The organism is Cupriavidus sp. TMH.W2 (assembly GCF_050847365.1).
Lineage (GTDB): Bacteria > Pseudomonadota > Gammaproteobacteria > Burkholderiales > Burkholderiaceae > Cupriavidus.
The window spans coordinates 1,529,954-1,549,821 of record NZ_CP193793.1; the positions used below are offsets into that span (position 1 = coordinate 1,529,954).

Here is a 19,868-nt window from a genome sequence, read left to right on the forward strand (position 1 = left end):
GAACACGCAGCTACTAGACCACATGCAGATGAATGTTTCATGACTAGGCAGGGTATCGCTCGGGCACCGGCGCCGCGGGGCGCCAACTCAGGCACAATCGCATGGCATTGGTGAACGCTTGATGACAAGAGGCAGCGCAAGATGTCTGATCGAGAAGTGGAACGGGGTTCGGGCGTGGCCGTCTGGCGCCAGATTGGCGAGGCGCTGGCGGACGACATCCGCAAGAAGCTGTACCTGCCCGGCGAACAACTGCCCCCGGAACCGGAACTGGCCACCCGCTTTGCCGTGAACCGCCACACCATCCGCCGCGCCATGGGCGAACTGGAGCTGAGCGGGCTGGTGCGGATCGAGCAGGGCCGCGGCACCTTTGTGCAGGAGCATGCGATCGACTACGCGATCGGGCGCCGCACGCGGTTCTCGCAGAACCTGGCCGCGCAGGGCATGCGCGGACATACCGAGATCATCGACAGCCAGGTGGTGCGCGCGCCGGACGTCGCCAAGCAGCTTGGGCTGCCGCGCACGGCCGAGATCCTGCACGTGCAGATGATCGGCAAGGCCGAGGACCGCACCATCGACGTTGCCGAGCATTACTTCGATCTCAAGCGCTTCCCGGGTATCGACGAGGTGCTGCGCGCCAGGCAATCGGTGTCGCGCGCGCTGGCGCATTTCGGCATTGCGGACTACACGCGCAAGTGGTCGCGCATCACGGCAGCCATGCCCAGCGCGCCGGTGGCGCGGCTGTTGAACCAGCCCAAGACGCGCCCGGTGCTGCAGGTGGAGGCGCTCAATGTCGATATCGACGGCGTGCCGGTGCAGTACAGCGTGGTGCGCTTTGCCGGCGACTGGGTGCAACTGACGGTTTCGGACGGCGAGTGAGGCCGTGGCGACCATGGCGGGGGCGCCGTGCAGGCAGCCGGACCCTGACATTGGTCTAGACATCCGGCTGTCATCTGCTCGCGATAATGTGTCGCAGACAACCACCAAAAGACCAGGGCAATCGCCGCCGGGCGCCACTTGCCGCTGGTAAGCTTGCCGCATGACAGCGCACCGTTACGCCATCTACCTCTCGCCAGACGAGCCCTTGCTCACCTTTGGCAACCAGTGGCTGGGCCGCGACGCCGGGTCCGGCGCCCGGCTGCCCGCCCCGGAAGGCATGGCGCCGCCCCCATCCGACTGGGTCAGGGCGCCGGCGCACTATGGCCTGCATGCCACGCTGAAGCCGCCGTTCCGACTTGCGGACGGCACCGATGGGCCGATGCTTGACGCCGCCGTCCGTGGTTTCGTGCAGGGCCTGGCGCCGTTCGGCGCGCCGCTGGCATTGCGGGCGCTGCGCGGCTTTGTCGCGTGGTGCCTGGCCGATGCCGGCTTGCCGGAAATGCAGGCACTGGCCGATGCCTGCGTGCTGGCGTTCGAGCGCTTTCGCGCGCCGCCCTCCGCTGAAGAACTTGCCCGGCGCAAGCCGGACCAGCTGACCGGCGAAGAGCGCCGCATGCTCGACGCATGGGGCTACCCCTATGTGTTCGGCACGTTCGTGTTCCATATCACGCTGACCGGCATGCTCGACGCCGCCGGGCAGGCCGCCGCGCTCGAGCGTTTGGGTGCCGCCAGTGGGCGTTTGCTGGAAACGCCGCTGCATGTGGACGGGATCAGTGTGTTCGTGCAGCCGGCACCGGGCGATGACTTCATCGTGGCGCGCCACTACGGCTTCGACGGCAGCACCACCGACGGCGCCGGGGCGGCGCATCTGGCGGCATGACGGCCCGACCTCCGGCCGACGGACACGGCCTGTTCTACGTGATGGGGCCGTCCGGCAGCGGCAAGGATTCGCTGCTGCGGGCGCTGCGCGAGCGCCTGCGGCAGGACGACCCCATCGTCATCGCGCATCGCTATATCACCCGCGAGGCCGATGCCAACGAGGCCTCGGTTGCGCTGACCCGGGATGAGTTCCGGCGCCGCCGGGCGCTCGGCTGCCTGGCGCTGGACTGGCACAGCCACGGGCTGCACTACGGCATCGGCATCGAGATCGAGCAATGGCTGGCCAGGGGCCTGAAGGTCATCGTCAACGGCTCGCGCGAGTACCTGCCGCAGGCCGTGGCGCGTTACCCGAAGCTGTGCGCGGTGCACGTGCGCGTTCGGCCGGAGGTGCTGGCCTCGCGGCTGCGCCAGCGTGGCCGCGAGTCGGAAACAGCGATTGCCCGGCGTCTGGCGCGCGCGGCGCAGGCGTTCCCCGTGCCGGCAGGGTGCCGGCTGGTCGAATTCGACAACAGCGGGGCGCTGGAGAACGCCGCGGAAGCGTTCGCGCGACTGGTCGGCGCGACATCGGCAGCGCATCAACTTTAAGCTAGCCAGGGCGTGGAGCGCAGCATCCGCCTGCTGGCCTTGCCATCAGAGCCCGATGCTGAAGCTGATGCCGTGCTCGATGAAGCCCAGCTGTCGATAGAACTGATGGGCCTGCAGGCGCCGCGCGTTAGACGACAGCGCCAGCCTGGCCGCACCGGCCTCGCGGGCCAGGCGCATCGCTTCCCGCATCATCGCCTTGCCGATGCCCATGCCGCGCGCCGACGGCGCCACCACCACGGCCTCGACAATGGCCTCGGGCCGCCCGTCGTGGACCATCACGGGAAATACCAGCAGGCTGAAGGTGCCAACCGGCACCTCGTCCTCGTCCACCATCATGTAGCAGCGATAGTCCGGATAGCGGCGCATGGTGGCGTAGCGCTCGCGCATGGTGGCCAGCGGCAGCGGCGGTTCATCGTCCATGGCTGCCAGCAGCGCGGACAGGTGCCGCAGTTCCGAGTCGGAACCGCGCACTTCGCGCAGGGCAAGCACGGCGTCCGTCATGGTATTCAGCGTTTCAATACGGGACAGGGTCAGCATGGTGTTAAACCAGTACCTTGCGGATCTGGGCGGAGAGGATGTCGATGGCCGAGACGAACAGGATGATGATGATCATCACCGCACAAGTCTCCCCATACTGGAAGCTGCGGATGATCTCCCACAGCACGGTGCCGATGCCGCCGGCGCCGACGATGCCCACCACCGACGCCGAGCGCACGTTGGACTCGAAGCGGTACAGCGCGAACGACAGCCACAGCGGCAGCACCTGCGGAATCACGCCGTAGACGATCTCCTCGATCGGGCCGGCGCCGGTGGCGCGCACGCCTTCGACGGGGCGCGGGTCGATGGCCTCCACGGCTTCGGCGAACAGCTTGGCCAGCACGCCGGTGGTGTGGATCCAGATCGCCAGCACGCCGGCAAACGGGCCCAGGCCGACGGCCACGATGAACAGCATGGCAAACACCATCTCATTGATGGCGCGGCACGCGTCCATGATGCGGCGCGCGGGCTGGTAGGCCCACGCCGGCACGATGTTGGCCGAGCACAGCAGCCCCAGCGGCACCGCCATCACCACGGCCAGGGCAGTGCCCCACAGCGCGATCTGCACGGTGACGAGCATTTCGTCCAGGTAGTGCTGCCAGTCGCGGAAGTCGGGCGGGAAGAAGTCGGCGGCAAACTTTGCCATGTTGCCCGAGTCGCGCAGCAGGTCCAGCGGGCGCATGTCGGCGCCTTGCCAGGACAGGGCCAGCATGGCCAGCAGGACCGCCCAGGTCAGCATCACGGCAAGGGAGGTGCGCGGCGGGCGCACCTTGCTTTGGGGCGTGGGAGGCAGGCCGGGCCTGGCGGTGACAGTCATGGAGCGATCCGGAATCAAGCGGGGGAAGCGAAATCGATGCGGGGCCGGCGGCGGCTTGCGCCGTCGGCCCCGGTAGTGCGTGCTTATTGCGTGCTGGTGGCCTGGCCGGCGGCCTTGTCCAGCTCAGCCAGGCGGCGGCCCACCTCGGCCAGACGCTTTTCCTTGTCGGCGGCGGCCAGGGTGGTGTCCGATTCGATCCTGGCCTTCTCGCGGGCCAGCTCGATCTGGCGGATCGGCACCAGTTGCGCATCGCTGGCGGTGCGGAAGCCCTGGTAGGTCAGCGTGGTCAGCACCTGCTTTTCACGCGCCGCGGCGGCGCCCTTGCCGTAGTTGACGAAGAAGGCCTGGATCTTCTTCTTCATTTCCGGCGGCAGGTCCTTGCGGTAGACCATCGGGTCGGCCGGGATCAGCGGCGACTTCCACAGCACGCGCACCTGGTCATAGGCGTTCTTGCCCGTGTTGATGCGATAGCGCTCCAAGTTTTCCGTGTTGTTCACGGCCACGTCCACTTGCTTGTTCAGCACCGACAGCAGGTTGGTCTCGTGGTTGCCGATGCGGACGGCCTTGAACAGCGTCTTCGGATCGACCTTGTTGGCGCTCCACAGGTAGAAGCCCGGCACCGCCGTGCCCGAGGTGGAGTTGGGGTCGCCGGCGCCGTAGCTGAGATCCTTGCCGCGCCTGATCACGTCCTCGACGCTCTTCAGGTCGCTGTCCTTGTTGACGATCAGCAGCGACCAGTAGCCCGGATTGCCGTCCTTGTCGATCACCGAGGCAAAGACCTCGCCGCTGGCGCGGTCCACGGCCTCCATCGCCGACTTGTTGCCGAACCAGGCGATCTGCACCTTGTTGAAGCGCATGCCTTCGATGATGCCGGCATAGTCGGAAGCAAAGAACGGCTTGACCGGAACGCCCAGCGTCTTGCTGAGATCGTCGATCAGCGGCTGCCAGGCGGACTTCAGGTTCGACGACGATTCGGTCGAGATAAAGCCGATGTTCAGGCTCTTGGCATCCTGCGCGAAAGCGGGCAGGGCAACCACGCCCGAGGCCACGACGGCGAGAAAGGTTCTGCGAAGCATGGACAACTCCGGTGGGAAGCGGTTTGGGGTAAGGCGGTTGGGTGGATCGGCCGCCGTTCAGGCGGCTGCCAGGTGCATCGTGACCATCGCCGGTGCCGGCATGGCGGTGGTGGATTCGCCTTCTTCCGGCACGGAATCGAGCAGCAGCTCGTCGGCTTCCGTGCCGTAGAGATCGCGCAGCATGCCGGGTGTGAGCGCCGCGGAGGGGCCGTCATAGACCACCTTGCCGTGGCGCAGCGCCACCACCCGGGGGCAGTAGCGCATGGCCACGTCCACCTGGTGCAGCGACACCAGCACCGCGACCTTGCGCGTGCGGTTGATCTGCCTGAGCAGCGACATCACCCGGCGCGAGGATTCCGGGTCGAGCGAGGCGATCGGCTCGTCGGCCAGGATCACCTTTGCGTTCTGCACCAGCGTGCGGGCAATGGCCGCGCGCTGCTGCTGCCCGCCCGACAGCGTCGAAGCCCGTTGAAACGCATAGTCGTCTATACCAACTTGCGCAAGCGCATCGAGCCCGCTCTGGACTTCATCGGCCCTGAAGATGCGCAGCAGGCTGCGCCACTTGGGTACCCGGGCCAGCATGCCGACCAGCACGTTGGTGATCACCGGAAGCCGGCCCACCAGGTTGAACTGCTGGAACACAAAGCCGATCTCGCCCCGCACCTTGCGCACATTGCCGGCCAGGCGGCCGTTGCGCTGCACGTGGCGCCCGTTCACGAGGACCTCGCCGGTGCCGGCATCGCCGGTGACAAATCCCGCCACGTGGCGCAGCAGCGTGGACTTGCCCGATCCCGATGCGCCCAGCAAAGCGACCATCTCGCCTGGCGCGATCCGCAGCGTGACATCGTCAAGCGCCTTGCGGTCCGCGCGGAACGATTTGGAAAGGCCGCGGACTTCAATTGCGTGCGTCATGGCGACTCCGTGACTTGAATGACCTGCGCATTCTGGCCGGGGTGGATGACAGAACGATGACTTGGGGTGCGATCCGGACAGGAGATGCTGCCGGCGTGATCCCAGTGGCGGTTATGCACGCGGTAAAGTCTCGTATATTCCCGTGCTTTGGGCAGATTTCCGGTTGCGCCATGCCAGCGCACTCATGCTTCGAATGCATGCATCTGCCCCGACTCCTGGCTGCGACGTCCAAAACTAAGTGTCTGAGATGAAAAAGCTTTTCCCAAAACGAATCTGGGCCCTCGCCGCCGCGGCCCTGCTTTGCGGCACCAGTGCCCACGCTGCCGACCGCGTCGATCAGGCGGGGCTCGAGCGCGCCGTCAACGAGGCCATCCGCCCGGTTATGACAGCGCACAACGTGCCGGGCATGGCCGTGGCGGTCACGGCCGGTGGCAAGCAGTACTACTTCAACTACGGCGTCGCCACGAAGGAGGGCGGACGCAAGGTCGACGCCGATACGCTGTTCGAGATCGGCTCCATCAGCAAGACCTTCACCGCCACGCTCGCCGCCTATGCGCAGGCCGGCGGCGCCTTGTCCCTTACCGACAACGCAGCCAGGTACCTGCCCCAGCTTGCCGGCAGCAGCCTGGGCAAGACCAGCCTGCTGGATCTCGGCACGTATGCGGCGGGCGGGCTGCCGCTGCAGTTTCCCGATGCCGTCACCGATATGGACAAGATGGTCGACTACTTCAGGAACTGGCGTCCCAGGTATGCGGCCGGTACCCACCGGCAATACTCGAACCCCAGCATCGGCCTGTTCGGTTACCTGGCCGCCAGGAGCATGGGCCAGCCGTTCGATGCACTGATGGAGAAGACCCTGTTCCCGGCGCTGGGGCTGCGCAGCACCTATATCACGGTGCCGAAGGCGCGCATGGGCGACTACGCCTATGGCTATGCCAAGGACGGCAAGCCAGTCCGCGTGACACCCGGCGTGCTGGATGCCGAAGCCTACGGCGTGAAGACCACGTCGGCAGACATGATCCGCTTTGTCGAAGCCAACATGAACAGCGCCGGGCTGGATGCCAGGCTGCAGCAAGCGATCGCCGGCACCCACACCGGATACTTCAGGGTGGGCGACATGGTGCAGGGGCTGGCCTGGGAGATGTATGCCTGGCCTGCCAGGCTCGACAGCGTACTGGCCGGCAGCGCGCCGCAGGTGGTGTTCGAGGCCAACCCGGTGACCCGGCTGGAGCCGCCGCTGTCCGCATCCGCCGGCACGCTGGTCAACAAGACCGGCTCGACCAATGGTTTTGGCGCCTATGTGGTCTATGTGCCGGCGCAGCGCATCGGGGTCGTGATGCTGGCGAACAGGAACTTCCCGGTGGCGGAGCGGGTGAAGGCGGCATTCAGGATACTGGCGGTGCTGGAGGAGGTGCCTGGCGGCGGCCGCGCCGCGGGGTCCGAATGACGGCGACATGCAAGCCGTTCAGCCAGGTCAGTCGAGCGGCTTGACGCGCCGGAATGCGCGGAGGAGCGCCAGGTCATAGGCAATCTTGAGCACGCCGCACGCAACCAGCGGCGTTCCGACCCAGCCGACGGCCAGCAGCGCGCCGGCAAGCGTCGGACTGATTGCGGCAGCCAGGCTTCTGGGCACGGCGGTCAGGCTTGCAGCCGCCGGCCGTTCCGGCGGCGTCACCACGGCCATGACATAGGCGGTCCGGGTCGGCACATCCATCTGCGACAGGGCGCTGCGTGCCAGCAACAGCGCCAGCGTCGCTGCCAGGGAAGGGGAGAGCGCGGCCGCGATCAGGCAGACGCTGGATGGAATATGGGTGAACACCATCGTATTCAGCAACCCGAACTTGCGAGCCAGCGGCGCGGCAACCAGTTGGGAGCCTGCGCTGAGCAACCCTGCACAGAAGAAGAACTGGCCAGCGGCACCAGCGGAAAGACCGAAGCGCTGCATCAACCAGAGCGCCAGCAGGGAGTTCACCACCAGGCCGCCGGCAAACGCGTCGACGCTGAAGAGCAGGGCAAGGCGGGTCACGATCCGGCGGGACGGACCCAGCGGGACTCTTGCCGAAGCCAGGTGCGGCAGCGGGTCCGGCATGCGGGCATAGAGGAACCAGAGCGCGGCACCGGTCAGGGCATAGACCATGAACATGGCTCGCAGGGCGCCCAGGACAGGGATCCCGAATCGTGCCGCGAGCCAGTCCGGCAGCGCCGCCGCCAGCGCGCCAATGGCGGCGCAGAGGCCTCCGGTCAGGCTGTAGCGGGCAAACAGCGCCGTGCGGGCATCGGCGGCAGCCGCATCGGCAAGGCCCGCGTGCTCCAGGGGCAGGAAGACGCTGACGTCGCCGGAGCTGGGATTGAGCGTGCCAATGAATGCGACGAGCAGCAGCGGCCAAAGGGAAGACAGCCCGGCGAAACCAATCCCGGTCGCGGCCATCAGAGCCGCCGCCGCCACCAGCAGGCGGCGCTGCGGATAGCGGTGCCCGACGACACCCACCAGAATGGTCGCAAGTGCTGAGCCGATCAGGGTGGCACTGCTGATCAGTCCCACTGCCAGTTGCGCGAAGCCGAGAGCCAGCAGGTACGCCGGCAACAGAACGGCGATGAACCCGTCACAGAAGCCGCGGAGCGCGCGGCCAACGAGCAGCGGCACGGCACTGGGGTGGACGCCGTCAGGCAGTGCCATGCGCGCAAGCCAGCCCCCGCCACTGGTCATAGCGGCACCGTCAGGATGAACAGGCGGATGATCGATTCAGCCGAACCGTGAAACATGAGCCTTGCCCTTCTGTACTGGCGACGGAAATCTGCCCCTGATGCAGTTCAACCGCCAGCTTGACTAGATACAGTCCCACCCCCGCGCCCGCCGTGCCCGTCACGTTACCGCCGCGGACGTAGCGCTCGAACAGATTCTCGACATCCTTCTTGGGGATGCCGATACCGCGATCGGTCACCGCGACGTGGATAGCATCCGCCTCGCCGGATACGCGCACCGTGATTGGCGAACCCTCTGGAGAATACTTGATGGCGTTCCCGAGCAGGTTGCTGAAGGCCTGGAACAGCAACTCGGCGTCGCCGCGAAAGGCTGTGGCCACCTGTGTGTCGACGATTGTCTCGATCACAGCCGTCGGCGTACTGTCCCGGTGCATCTCGCAGACGTCGTCCAGAAGTTGCGTCAAGGAGAACTCTGTCCGTTGAAGCGTGCTGAGCGTGGCGTTCTTCAGCAGTTGCGAGGAATCAAGCAAGTGGTCGATCAGGTTGGTCATGCGCAGCACGGCAGCCCGGATCTTGCCACAACGCTCACTGATGAGCCCGGCGGAAGGTGGCTCCTTCATCCGGGTCAGCCGCTGGGCATGGCCGTCGATCACATTCAGCGGTGTGCGGAACTCGTGTGAAGCCATCGTGACGAAATTACCCTGCATTTCCGCCATGCGGCGTTCATTCGCGAGTGTCTCCTGCAGCACCGCCGCCTGGGCGGCAAGCGCTGCCTTGTTGCGCTTGAGCTCGACGGTGTTATCGCGAAAGCGCACCACCGCGCGCGCAATATCTCCGATCTCGTCCTGCCTTGCGGCACCAGGAATCTCGATGCTCAGCTCGTTATCCGTGATGCGGTGCATGCGTTTGACCAGGTCTGCGATCGGGTTCGAGATCGATTTGACAACGTAGGCTACCGCTACGATCACAAGGAGGGTCGATATCAGGATCGCTGCGGCGATCAGGCCGAGGGCTTCCTGATAGGCTTGCGCTTCGCGTTCGGTTGCCTCGGTAGCCCCGGCGATATTGCGTGCCGTCAGGGTGTCAAGCGTGCGGTTGGCTATGTCGAAGGCGCGCCGTGATTCGCCCTGGTACAGCGAGATCGCCGCGGCTGTCTCGTGCGCCTTCGCCAACGTCATGACCCGGGTGGCCAGCCGCCGGTATGCCTCCCACTGGGTGCTGAATTGCTCAAAGAGCGCAAGCTCGCTCGGAACGTGCTCGAATTTCGTGTAGCGGATTCCCCCCTCCGCGATGACGTCGCCCAGTATGACCAGCTGCTGTGCCGCCGAGTGCAGATCGGCGCGAGAGACGGCGATCAGCAGATCGCCCTCGCTGCCGCGGAAATCGGAGATGTTGTTGTTGAGCTCGCCCAGGATACGGTTGCTCTGCAGCCAGCGGCCGCTGATCTGGGCGGATACGTTATGGAAACTGGCGAGCCGATCGATCCCGAAGGCTCCCACCCCGATAACCAGCATCAGGAACAGCACGAGCACCAGCGAAAGCCGGACGCGAATCGGCCGCAGCATCGGCACGGCACCAGGCAGGCGGGCAAGCCGCCACAGCGCTGCGCGCCTGATTGGCCTGCGGGGCGTCGCTCGCATCGAGCCATTCATCGTTCGACCCGCTTCGGGCTCTGCCAGCGCGCCACCGCTTTCGCCGCGGCGGCAAGTGGACGGACCATGTGCCGGCATGATTTGTCACCTTGGACGGATTCGCGTAGCCGCCGGGGCTAGTCTTGGGCTCGCCCCGCACCTGGAAAGTGTCATGGCTGGGTGCCGGCCTCGATGGCGGCGCCGCCGTCCGGCCCCTTGTCCTTGCCCAGGAATACCATCCGCAGCGCAGGCACGATCACCAGCAGCATCAGCGGTCCCACCAGCATGCCACCTACCACCACGGTGGCCAGCGGGCGTTGCACCTGGCTGCCGATACCAGTGGAAATCGCCGCGGGGAACAGACCGATGCAGGCTGACAGCCCCGTCATCAACATCGGGCGCATACGGTGCTGGGCGGCCTGGAACATCGCCTCGGTTGAGCGGAAGCCTTGCTGCCGCAGATCGTTGTAGTACGTGATCATCAGGATCCCGTCCATCACCGAGACGCCGAACAGCGAAACGAAGCCAATCGCTGCCGAGATGCTGAAGTCGAGGCCGGTGAGAAACAGCGCCGCCACACCGCCGGCAATGGCGAATGGAATACCTGCCAGCGCCAGCAGGCTGTCGCGCAGCGAGTTGAACAGCCCATAAAGCAGCACCAGGATCAGCAGGATGCTGACCGGCACGATCAGCTCCAGGCGCTTCTTGGCCAGCTCCAGCTCTTCGAACTCGCCCGCCCATTCGATGTGATAGCCCTCCGGCAATTTGATTGCCTTCGCAATGCGCTCCTGCGCTTCAGTCACCGTGCCACCTAGGTCGCGCCCCCGCACACTGAACTTGACCGGGATGTAGCGCTGGTTGCGCTCGTGGTAGATGTATGAGGCCCCGGTGTCGAGCGTAATGTCGGCCAGCGCGCTAAGGGGAATGTAGGCGTTGCTCCCGCCCGGCGTCTGGTAGGCGACCTTGATACTGCGAACGGCGTCAATGCTGCCGCGATACTCCGGCGCCATCCTTACCGTCAGCGCGAACTGGCGATCGCCTTCGAGCACCGTGGTAGCCTGGGTGCCGCCGAGCGCGGCCTGCACCACGGTATTGACGTCACCAGTGTTCAGCCCGTAACGCGCCGCCGCCTCCCGGTTGACCTTGATGTTCAGGTTGGGCTGCCCCAGCACACGGAACACGCCAAGGTCTGTTACACCCTTGACCTGCCCCATCTCGTGCACGACCTGATCGGCCAGCTTCTCCAGTACGGCAAGGTCGCGGCCAACAATCTTGACCGAGTTCGCGCCCTTGACCCCTGACAATCCCTCCTGGACATTGTCCTGGATGTACTGCGAGAAATTCATTGAAACGCCGGTGAACTCGTCGGCAAACTCTTTCTGCACGTCTGCAACCAGCTTTTCCTTGGTCACGCCCGCAGGCCACTGATCGAAAGGCTTGAGCGGCACGAAGAATTCAGCGTTGTAGAAGCCTGCTGCGTCACTGCCATCGTCGGGCCGGCCATGTTGCGACACCACCGTCTGCACCTCGGGATGCTTGAGCAGGATCTGCCGCATCCTTGCCACCGGTGGGATACCGGCTTCGAGCGAGGCGGTCTGCGGCATGGTGGCGCGAATCCACAGATTGCCCTCCTCGAGCGCGGGCAGGAACTCGGTCCCCAGGCGGGGTATCAGCAGTCCGGTCACCACCAGTGCCAGGACGCCGACGGTAACCGCAGCCTTCTTGTTGGAAAGCGACCACTTCAACGCCGGCGCGTAGATGTGATGCAGGGCACGCACCAGCCACGTTTCCTTTTCCTCGATATGTTTGGGCAGCAGGTACGTGCAAAGCACCGGGGTGATGGTAAACGTCGCGATCAGGGCACCGAGCAGGGCATAGCCATACGTGCGCGCCATCGGACCGAAGATCTGCCCCTCCACGCCTTGCATGGTGAACAGAGGCACGAACGCAGCCACCGTGATCAGGGCCGAGAAGAAGACGGCTCTGTCCACCTGCAGCGCGCTGACAAAGATCATGCGCAGGCGCTCAGGCACGCGGAGTCCGAGTATTTTCGCGTCGCGACTGACCAGCAGGCGCTGCTGCTCCGCAAGGGGCATCTGCAAGTTTCGGAACACGTTCTCCACCAGGATCACCGAGGAATCCACGATGATGCCAAAGTCCACCGCACCGACCGACAGCAGATTGGCCGATTCCCCTAGCAGCACCAGGATGATGATACTGAAGAAGAGGGCAAATGGTATGTTGACGCTGACGATAATCGCGCTGCGCAGGTCACCCAGGAAGACCCACTGGATGAAGAACACCAGCAGGCAGCCAAAGATCAGGCTGTGGAGCACAGTATGGGTGGTAACCGAGACCAGTGACGCGCGGTCGTAGTACGGCGCAATCTTGACGCCGGCCGGCAGGGTGCCGTCGCTGTTGATCTTCTCAATTTCGGCCTTGACGCGGGCGACCACGTCATTGGTCTGCAGGGTCCGGTTCATCACCACGATTGCGGTGACGACGTCGTCCTCATTGTCCCGCCCGGACTTGCCCAGCCGGGGCGTGAAGCCGACCTTCACCTTGGCCACGTCCTTGACCTGTACCGGTACGCCGTTGCTCTGTGTGAGAACCACCTTCTCGATGTCCTTGAGGTTCTCGATCAGGCCAACGCCACGGATATTGACCGACTGCTGGCCGAGATTGATGGTGCGCCCGCCCACATTGATGTTGGCGTTGCCAAGGGCGGTGATCATCTGCGGCAGCGTGATGTTGTACGTGTCGAGCTTGTGCAGGTCGGCCTCGACGTCGTACTCTTTGGTGGTACCGCCCCAACTCACCACCTGCAGCACACCGGGCACGGTTTTCAGGCGACGCTGCAGCACCCAGTCCTGAATGGTGCGCAGGTTGGTCAGACCGAAGTGCTCAGGCCCCCTCAACTGGTAGCGATAGATTTCGCCCACCAGGCTGGATGCCTGGATCTGAGGTTGCACGTTATTGGGCAGACTGACGTTCTGCTGCAGGCTGAGTGCGGCCTGCGTGTAGGCGAAGTAATATGGAATGTCGTACCGGAAGGTCACACGCACAAACGACAGCCCATAGAAGGAGGTCGAGCGGATGCTCTCCACCCCCGGCGTGGCGGCAAGTCCCACCTCCATCGGCACCGTGTAGTAACGCTCCATCTCCTCGGCGGACAGCCCGGGGGCCTGGGCCGTGATCTCCAGGATCACCGGAGCCGGATTGGGGTAGGCCTCGATATTGAGCCTGGAATAGGCGAACAGGCCCGCGCCGATGAATACCAGCAGGAACAGCAGAATGAGCGGTCGCCGCGTCAGCGACAACCGGAGAATGGCCCTCAGCACGGTCTACCTCTTTGGGAATCTTCGATGGATCGGCAATACTGGACAGGCCGCGTTATCGGCTGGCAAGCGCGGCGGCGTTGCTCAGGAAGAGGGCACCTTCATTAGCAGCCAGTTCGCCAGGCTTAAGTCCATCCACGATCTCGATCAGACCATCCTGCGACTGACCGAGCTTGACCACGCGGCGCACGAAGTGCTGGCGGTCCGTGGTGACCCAGGCCGTCATGGTCCCGTCGCCTTCACGGACGATGCCGTCGGCTGCAATCGCGGGCGAGCGGCTCGCATCGCCGGTACGAATCTGGAACGACGTGAACATGCCTGGGCGCAACTCATGCTTGGGGTCCTTGACCTCCGAGCGCACCAGCATGCGGTGCGTGCCGGGATCGATGGTGGCGCCGATGGTGGTAACGGTAGCCGCGAACACGCGGCCCGGGTATGCCATGGCCTTGACCTGGACTGACTGGCCCACGTGCAACAACGGGGTGTCGACTTCGGGCACGAACGCCTGCATCCACATAGTGGAGATGTCCGACACGGTAAACGGCGCAGTACCGCTGCCGGGCTGGACCAGCAGTCCGGGTTGCGCATTGCGGGCGGTAATCCGTCCGGCAATCGGGCTGGTCACGGTCAGGATCGAATTGATTTTGCGTTGTTCGACGATCCGGTCCATCTCGGCGGGGCTCGTGCCAAAAATCGCCATCGCATCGCGTGCAGCCTTGTAGGTCGCTTCGGCAGCCTGCTGATCGGAGATGGCCTGGTCCAGGTCCTTGTGGGCAAGGCCCTGGATCTCGAACAATTGCCGCGCGCGCTCTAGCACCTGCGTGGTCAACTTGCGCGTGCCCGCCGCGGAAATAAGCGTGGACTGGGCCTGCACGTAATCGGGGCTGTCGATATCAAACAAGGGCTTGCCCTTTGCCACATCGTCGCCGATCTTGGCGAACACATTGCGGATCTTGCCCTGGTAGGAGGTAAACACCTGGACCGAGCGGTCCTGGTTGAAGTCGATGTTGCCGATCGCCTCGCGCTGGTTGGCAAACTCGTGCTCCTCTACGGGCGCCACCTGGACGTGCTTCATCTGGGTGGCGGTCAGCGTGACCGTCTCGCCTCGCGGAGCTACCGTAACGGCCGAGGCCCCCCCGCGGCCGGGCTCCGGCTGCGGACCGTACAAGGCACTCGGCTGAGTCCGGCCCGCGAGTGCGAACATCAGGCCCGCTACGACAATAGTGGCTGCGCAGCCCCCGATGGCGGCGGATTTTGCATCGATACGCACGGCAGGACCCCCAGTTACGGAATTTTGGACGCATGATGCGCGCGCCCCGCGGGCCAGGTCTACTGTGATCTTTCACAGTACGCGGCCAAGCCGTTCGTGCATAGAATCGCCGCAATTCCATCGCTGACAGAGTATGGGCGCGCCATGCCGACTTCCGGCCACAAGCTGAACGCAGTCCTGAACGCAGTCCCCTCCCGCGCCGTCGCCGCGGCGGTGGCGGCCGGCATGCTGGTGACGGCCTGCGCGGTCGGACCCAATTTCAGGACGCCGGCCGCGCCCGCGGCCGACGGCTATTCGCCACAGCCGCTGCCGGCCCAGACCGCTTCCGCACCCACCCAGGACGGCGAGGCACAGCGCTTTGTCGCGGGTATGCGGATTCCGGAGCAGTGGTGGCAGGTGTTCCAGTCGGCCAAGCTGGACAAGGTCATCGACGACGCCCTGAAGGCCAGCCCGACCGTGGCGGCGGCACAGGCTGCATTGAAGCAGGCGCACGAGCAAGTACGTGCTCAGCAAGGCTTCTTCTTCCCGACCATCCAGGGATCCTATTCGCCGAGCCGCCAGCGCAATCCGATCGGCACTATCTCACCCACGCTGACATCGGGCGACGCAATCTTCAATCTCCACACGGCCCAGCTCACCATCTCGTATGCGCCCGACGTATTCGGCCTCAATCGGCGGCAGGTGGAATCGCTGCGGGCACTCGAAGACGCGCAGCGATTCCAGGTCGAGGCGACCTACCTGACGCTCGCCTCGAGCATCGCGGTGGCCGCCGTGCAGGAAGCCTCGCTGCGCGCGCAGATCGATGCACAGCAACGCATCGTGGCGATCAACACACGCCTGCTTGACATTCTGCACAAGCAGTTCGCGCTGGGCTTCGTGAGCGGCCTTGACGTGGCCGCTGCGCAGACGCAGCTGGCGCAGGCAGAACAGGCGTTGCCGGCTCTGCAGAAGCAACTGGCACTGCAGCGTGACCTGCTTGCGGCGTTGTCCGGAAAGCTGCCCAGCCAGGGAATCGGGGAGACCTTTACGTTCGACGATTTCACGCTGCCGCAGGAACTGCCAGTGTCGCTGCCGTCCGAGCTGGTGCGACAGCGACCCGACGTACGCGCCGCCGAGGAGCAGTTGCACTCTGCGACCGCGCTGGTCGGCGTGGCCATTGGCAACATGTTGCCGCAACTGACGATCACCGGGGCCAAGGGCGGCACGGCGACCGTGTTCAGCGAAATGTTCAGTGCCGGCAATGTCTTCTGGAGCCTGGCTGGCAATGTGGCGCAAACCTTCTTCGCCGGTGGCACGCTGCTCGCCCGCAAGCGGGCGGCAGATGCGGCCGTCGAGCAAGCCGAGGCGCAATACCGGGGCACCGTAATTACCGCCTTCCAGAACGTCGCGGACACCCTGCATGCCCTGGACGCCGACGCAGCAGTCCTGAAAGCAGCATTGAAATCAGAGCAGGCTGCACGCACCACGCTCGATATCACGGACAAGCAGTTGGCGATTGGCCACGTCAATGTCCTGGCAGTACTGAACGCTGAGCAGGCCTACCAGACCGCCGCGCAAGCCACCATTCAGGCGCGCGCCAACCGTTACGCCGACACGGCCGCGCTGTTCCAGGCGCTGGGCGGCGGATGGTGGAACCGGGCCGCCGACGTCGCGGTAGCCGAGCAGGGTGCGCAGCCAGCCGCCCAATAGTGAGCGCGACGGCGATCTCGCTACCGTGTCGCAAATCCAGCCCTTCGCAATCACTCGCCCCGCGCCTCGTACTCCTAACCTTGATCGTCTAATGAGTCGGCCTCAACGACAATCGCGGGTCCATTCGGGATCCGGCATCTCTCACGCCGCCATTCTGACGAGCGCGACGGACCTGCCCTACCCGAGCGATCCCCGACAAGCCACAGCGCTGCTGCGCGTTCGGCCATCCCATCATCCTGACGGGAGCAACCACGATTTGGCGGCATTCCTGCAATCAGCCTGGCGCAGGCTGCATACGCGCAGTCGTCGCCCAGTGCGCTGTCCTCGCTGCCATGCCGGTGGAACTCGCTATGACGGCGTGGATGGCAGCGGGCTCCCACAGTTCTTCTGCGTCCACTGTCAACGCCGATTCAATCGGGTGACCGATACCCCGATGGCCAGGCTGAAGTCGCCAGACAAGATGCTGGCGTACTTCCATCTCATATCGCAGCCCATTTCAGTTGCCGAATGTGCAAGGCAACTCGACATCCGGCACGAAACGGTCTTGACCTGGTCGTTACAGACGCGCTTGTGGTTGCTCATGCTGGACCCCACAGGCAGTTGGGAGCGCCGCGTGCGGCTTGGCGTCCGCTATGCGGTGGCGCCGGGCAGCGCGCTGGAGCGGCCAATCGTCCCGACGCAGGGCTGCAGGTGCGTGCTGGTGAAAGGCGAGGGCGCGTCTGAACACGTCGCTGACAATGCACCATTGTTGATGCGCGTTTGCCCGCTATGTGAGCGGGCGCGCAGCCTTGCAAAGGGGTAGTTGCTCCGCCAGCGGGCACCGCCGTTCACGGCACATTGCTCTGCGTAAAGTCAAAAGGCTTGCCTGGCACCGCATAGGCACCGCCAAACTCAAACAGTTCACTCCCCGACGCACCGATGCCGATATGCAGCGGCTTATTTCCGCCTTGCAAGGCAATCGGCGCATAACGGTAGTTCATCACCTGCTTCCCGGTGTAGTCCGTAATGGTAATCACGCTGGTCAGCAGAGGACTCTGCTGAGTCTCGTCCACGGTGATGGGATCAACGATGCGGGAGTCCTGAAGCGTTTTCTCAATGGTCAGGCCGACCAGATCCACCAGCTGGATCTTCTGCGTGCCGCGTGACACCACCCACATCTTGGTATTCGAGTTGCCAAGTCCCACGTTCACGTGGTGGGCCATGCTGGTGGGATTTTTTCCCACCTGGAGACTCTTCATTTCCTCGATCAGCCTGGGGTCCAGGTTGCGCCCGGATTGCACGCCGGCGACGAAGAATGCACGAATCTTCCCGTCTTCGGTTGCGACCCATGCGCGGCCGGGATTCGGCAGGATCGAGACCTTTACTGCTGTCGGCTTTTCCGGCAGCTTCATCGACTTGATAACGGTCGGCGCATAGTTGTCGACGGCAAAGACCGGAGGCCACTGGGCATCGCCCAGGCCAGTGTTCGCGAGGGTCGCTCGCAACGAAGCATGGCTGCCATCAAAATAGGCGTTGTTGACCTTGGCAAACAGCGGCTTCAGGTTGAGGAACATCACCTTCTTTTCGGACTTGGAAATCACCGCGGCAACGCCGGAACGCGAAATCAGTTTAGCGTTCGTGCCACCCTTTGCAAAACTCTTCTGATTGGCTTGGCTCGTGGCCGGATTCAGTTCCGTCATGGTCTTGCGGGGACCACCGCTACCGGTCGGGCCAAATAGCCAACCCTGGGCAATGTCGTCTTGCATGACACCAAAATCAGTGACCGCGGAAATAGCCGTCGGCGCCACCATGCCAGGCAGGTCGACAAAGCCGAGGAGCTTCATGAACACGAAATCGGAAACGTTTCGCAGGCCCGGGTAGAGGCCCGGCCACGACAGCGAGTTGGCCGCCGGGTCGGTATCGTACGGACCGCCTACCTTGCTGCCGTCTGAAATGCTGCCCAGTGCGATGACTGCTACCTGCCCCTTGAGGTTCACCGTGTCCCAAATGGTGACCAGGGCGAACTCGGAATTCGTCGTGATAGCAATTGCCGTGGGCACCTTGCCCGCAGGCAGCTTCACTGAGGCGGAATGCGAGGCGGTATTGCTGCCGACGTTCGCAATCAGGCCATTCTGAAAGGCGATCAGCGCCTGGGCGCAATCGTGCTCACTGCACCGGCCCATGGCGATCGGGCGCCTGGGCAATACACCGCCATTGGCAGCGATATGATTCTTCAAATGGGGATTGCTCGAAGCATGGCCGTAGACCCAGGGCAACTGTGGTTTCTCGGCAATCGTCCCGGCGCTCAAATCCAAAGTCAGCAGGGATGTGACGCCGGGATCGGTCGGCGCATCGGCCCGGTATATGACGTCCCCCGTATTGCTGCCGTAATCGTTCCTGGAGCAATCCAGAGCGCCTAGCTGGTAAGTGATCCTGGGTCCGGTATCCGGCGCGTCCTTGGGAAACTCCTTTTGGTAGCAAACATTCGCATGGGGATAGAAGATCTTGTCCTTGGGTTGCCAGTAAGTGGGCGCCGCCGCCACCGGTTTCGTGCTTGGCGGGCCATAACGATAGGCGATAGCTTCTTCGCTGCTGTAGTCTGAAGCAATTGCCACATAGGCTTCAGGCACCAGTTTGCCGGAGGCGTCCAGGATGTCATCGAACCGGGGGCGCGGGGCGGGCGGCGCTGGTGCGGCCACAGCGCTGGGCATGGGAACGGCAGGCACGGATGAGTTGCCGGGCGTCGCTGGTACGCCTGCGCTCCGATCTCCGTCACGATCGCAGCCCGACAGCGCGACGGCGGCGCAGGCGGCGACCATCAGGGGCAGGCCCCGGAGGCTGGAGGTATGGCGCGCTGGCAAGGATTTCCCTGGCATCAGTCTGTAGGTAGCTGGTGGAAAGGTCGGCAATTGCGCAAGCATCCGCCAGTTCCACCTTGGCAGCTATTCTGAGGAGGTTCAGTTCGGCAGCGCATATAGCCATGTCACCTAATCCTGACAATGTGTGTCTGGGACAGACGGAAAGCCGCCAGCATGCCAGCCCTGGCAAGGGGGTACGACATTTCTATTTGGCTCAAATGCGACATTACTATTTGGGCCTAACACCAACAGATCGCATAATAAGTATTATGTCAAATTAAGCCTATCGTGGCGGCTCGCAACACCGCCCTCGCAACCGCCGCGACGCCGCTCAACCCTGCATTCTGGTAGTCATACCAAGACCCATTCACACGGCAGCAGGCATTCAGCGAGAGCGGCGGGAATGACTCCGAACGGCACGGCAGCGCTGGAGCCATTCTCGCCCGGTTAATCCTCCATGTTCACATGCCGGACTTCATCGCGTATGATCCCGCCCAACGAATGATGGTGCCCTTCAAGGGTGAAACGGGAACACGGTGTGACGCCGTGGCTGCCCCCGCAACTGTAAGTGACGAGCCCGCATCAAAATGCCACCGGATGACCCCGGGAAGGCGATGCAAGGCGATGACGCACGAGCCAGGAGACCGGCCATCATCTCTTGTCGACGTGGGTTGAAACCGGGCGGGGTGTACTGGGGGATACAAAAAGAACGGCCCGG

Annotated in this window: 15 protein-coding genes and 1 riboswitch; of the genes, 6 read left to right on the plus strand and 9 right to left on the minus strand. The window is 64.2% G+C overall.

Going from position 1 to position 19,868, the window contains the following annotated elements:
* Positions 1-141: 141 nt before the first annotated feature.
* The 3 genes from phnF to phnN all read left to right on the plus strand — a co-directional run bounded on the left by phnF (position 142) and on the right by phnN (position 2,340).
* Entirely contained in the window at positions 142-876 is a 735-nt protein-coding gene (gene phnF, locus ACREYQ_RS24545) for a phosphonate metabolism transcriptional regulator PhnF (RefSeq protein ID WP_432260592.1), read from the plus strand.
* 160 nt (positions 877-1,036) lie between these two features.
* A complete protein-coding gene (locus tag ACREYQ_RS24550) occupies positions 1,037-1,756 on the plus strand; it encodes a DUF1045 domain-containing protein (RefSeq protein ID WP_432260593.1) in 720 nt (239 codons plus the stop codon).
* The gene (gene phnN / locus ACREYQ_RS24555; RefSeq protein WP_432260594.1) at positions 1,753-2,340 is read left to right on the plus strand and encodes a phosphonate metabolism protein/1,5-bisphosphokinase (PRPP-forming) PhnN; all 588 of its coding nucleotides are present in this window, start codon (positions 1,753-1,755) and stop codon (positions 2,338-2,340) included. The genes ACREYQ_RS24550 and phnN overlap by 4 nt, the downstream gene beginning before the upstream one ends.
* Before the next feature lie 45 nt (positions 2,341-2,385).
* Here the strand turns inward: phnN and ACREYQ_RS24560 are convergent, their stop codons facing one another.
* From ACREYQ_RS24560 to phnC, 4 genes are all read right to left on the minus strand, one after another.
* Entirely contained in the window at positions 2,386-2,877 is a 492-nt protein-coding gene (locus tag ACREYQ_RS24560) for an N-acetyltransferase family protein (protein ID WP_432260595.1), read from the minus strand.
* Between the two features lie 4 nt (positions 2,878-2,881).
* Positions 2,882-3,694: a phosphonate ABC transporter, permease protein PhnE gene (phnE, locus tag ACREYQ_RS24565; RefSeq protein WP_432260596.1), complete on the minus strand. Its 813-nt coding sequence runs from the start codon at positions 3,692-3,694 to the stop codon at positions 2,882-2,884.
* Positions 3,695-3,777: 83 nt separating this feature from the next.
* The gene (gene phnD, locus ACREYQ_RS24570; protein ID WP_432260597.1) at positions 3,778-4,770 is read right to left on the minus strand and encodes a phosphonate ABC transporter substrate-binding protein; all 993 of its coding nucleotides are present in this window, start codon (positions 4,768-4,770) and stop codon (positions 3,778-3,780) included.
* Between the two features lie 57 nt (positions 4,771-4,827).
* Entirely contained in the window at positions 4,828-5,682 is an 855-nt protein-coding gene (gene phnC / locus ACREYQ_RS24575; protein ID WP_432260598.1) for a phosphonate ABC transporter ATP-binding protein, read from the minus strand.
* Positions 5,683-5,929: 247 nt separating this feature from the next.
* Between phnC and ampC the strand changes: the two genes are divergently transcribed.
* The gene (gene ampC / locus ACREYQ_RS24580) at positions 5,930-7,129 is read left to right on the plus strand and encodes a class C beta-lactamase (protein ID WP_432260599.1); all 1,200 of its coding nucleotides are present in this window, start codon (positions 5,930-5,932) and stop codon (positions 7,127-7,129) included.
* A 27-nt stretch (positions 7,130-7,156) separates the two neighbouring features.
* Here ampC and ACREYQ_RS24585 read toward each other — a convergent pair whose 3' ends face one another.
* The 4 genes from ACREYQ_RS24585 to ACREYQ_RS24600 all read right to left on the minus strand — a co-directional run bounded on the left by ACREYQ_RS24585 (position 7,157) and on the right by ACREYQ_RS24600 (position 14,624).
* Positions 7,157-8,389, minus strand: a complete 1,233-nt coding sequence (locus tag ACREYQ_RS24585; RefSeq protein WP_432260600.1) for an MFS transporter — start codon at positions 8,387-8,389, stop codon at positions 7,157-7,159.
* A gap of 10 nt (positions 8,390-8,399) precedes the next feature.
* A complete protein-coding gene (locus tag ACREYQ_RS24590; RefSeq protein WP_432262648.1) occupies positions 8,400-9,950 on the minus strand; it encodes an ATP-binding protein in 1,551 nt (516 codons plus the stop codon).
* Positions 9,951-10,186: 236 nt separating this feature from the next.
* Positions 10,187-13,357 carry an efflux RND transporter permease subunit gene (locus ACREYQ_RS24595; RefSeq protein ID WP_432260601.1) on the minus strand — a complete coding sequence of 1,057 codons (3,171 nt, stop codon included), beginning with the start codon at positions 13,355-13,357 and terminating at the stop codon, positions 10,187-10,189.
* A gap of 52 nt (positions 13,358-13,409) precedes the next feature.
* The gene (locus ACREYQ_RS24600; RefSeq protein ID WP_432260602.1) at positions 13,410-14,624 is read right to left on the minus strand and encodes an efflux RND transporter periplasmic adaptor subunit; all 1,215 of its coding nucleotides are present in this window, start codon (positions 14,622-14,624) and stop codon (positions 13,410-13,412) included.
* 225 nt (positions 14,625-14,849) lie between these two features.
* On the opposite strand from ACREYQ_RS24600, the gene ACREYQ_RS24605 reads away from it, so the two are divergent.
* A complete protein-coding gene (locus ACREYQ_RS24605; RefSeq protein WP_432260603.1) occupies positions 14,850-16,313 on the plus strand; it encodes an efflux transporter outer membrane subunit in 1,464 nt (487 codons plus the stop codon).
* A 433-nt stretch (positions 16,314-16,746) separates the two neighbouring features.
* Positions 16,747-17,115 carry a DUF746 domain-containing protein gene (locus tag ACREYQ_RS24610; RefSeq protein WP_432260604.1) on the plus strand — a complete coding sequence of 123 codons (369 nt, stop codon included), beginning with the start codon at positions 16,747-16,749 and terminating at the stop codon, positions 17,113-17,115.
* 25 nt (positions 17,116-17,140) lie between these two features.
* Here the strand turns inward: ACREYQ_RS24610 and ACREYQ_RS24615 are convergent, their stop codons facing one another.
* The gene (locus ACREYQ_RS24615) at positions 17,141-19,213 is read right to left on the minus strand and encodes a hypothetical protein (RefSeq protein ID WP_432260605.1); all 2,073 of its coding nucleotides are present in this window, start codon (positions 19,211-19,213) and stop codon (positions 17,141-17,143) included.
* A 425-nt stretch (positions 19,214-19,638) separates the two neighbouring features.
* A riboswitch (cobalamin riboswitch) is annotated at positions 19,639-19,817 on the plus strand.
* Positions 19,818-19,868: the final 51 nt, after the last annotated feature.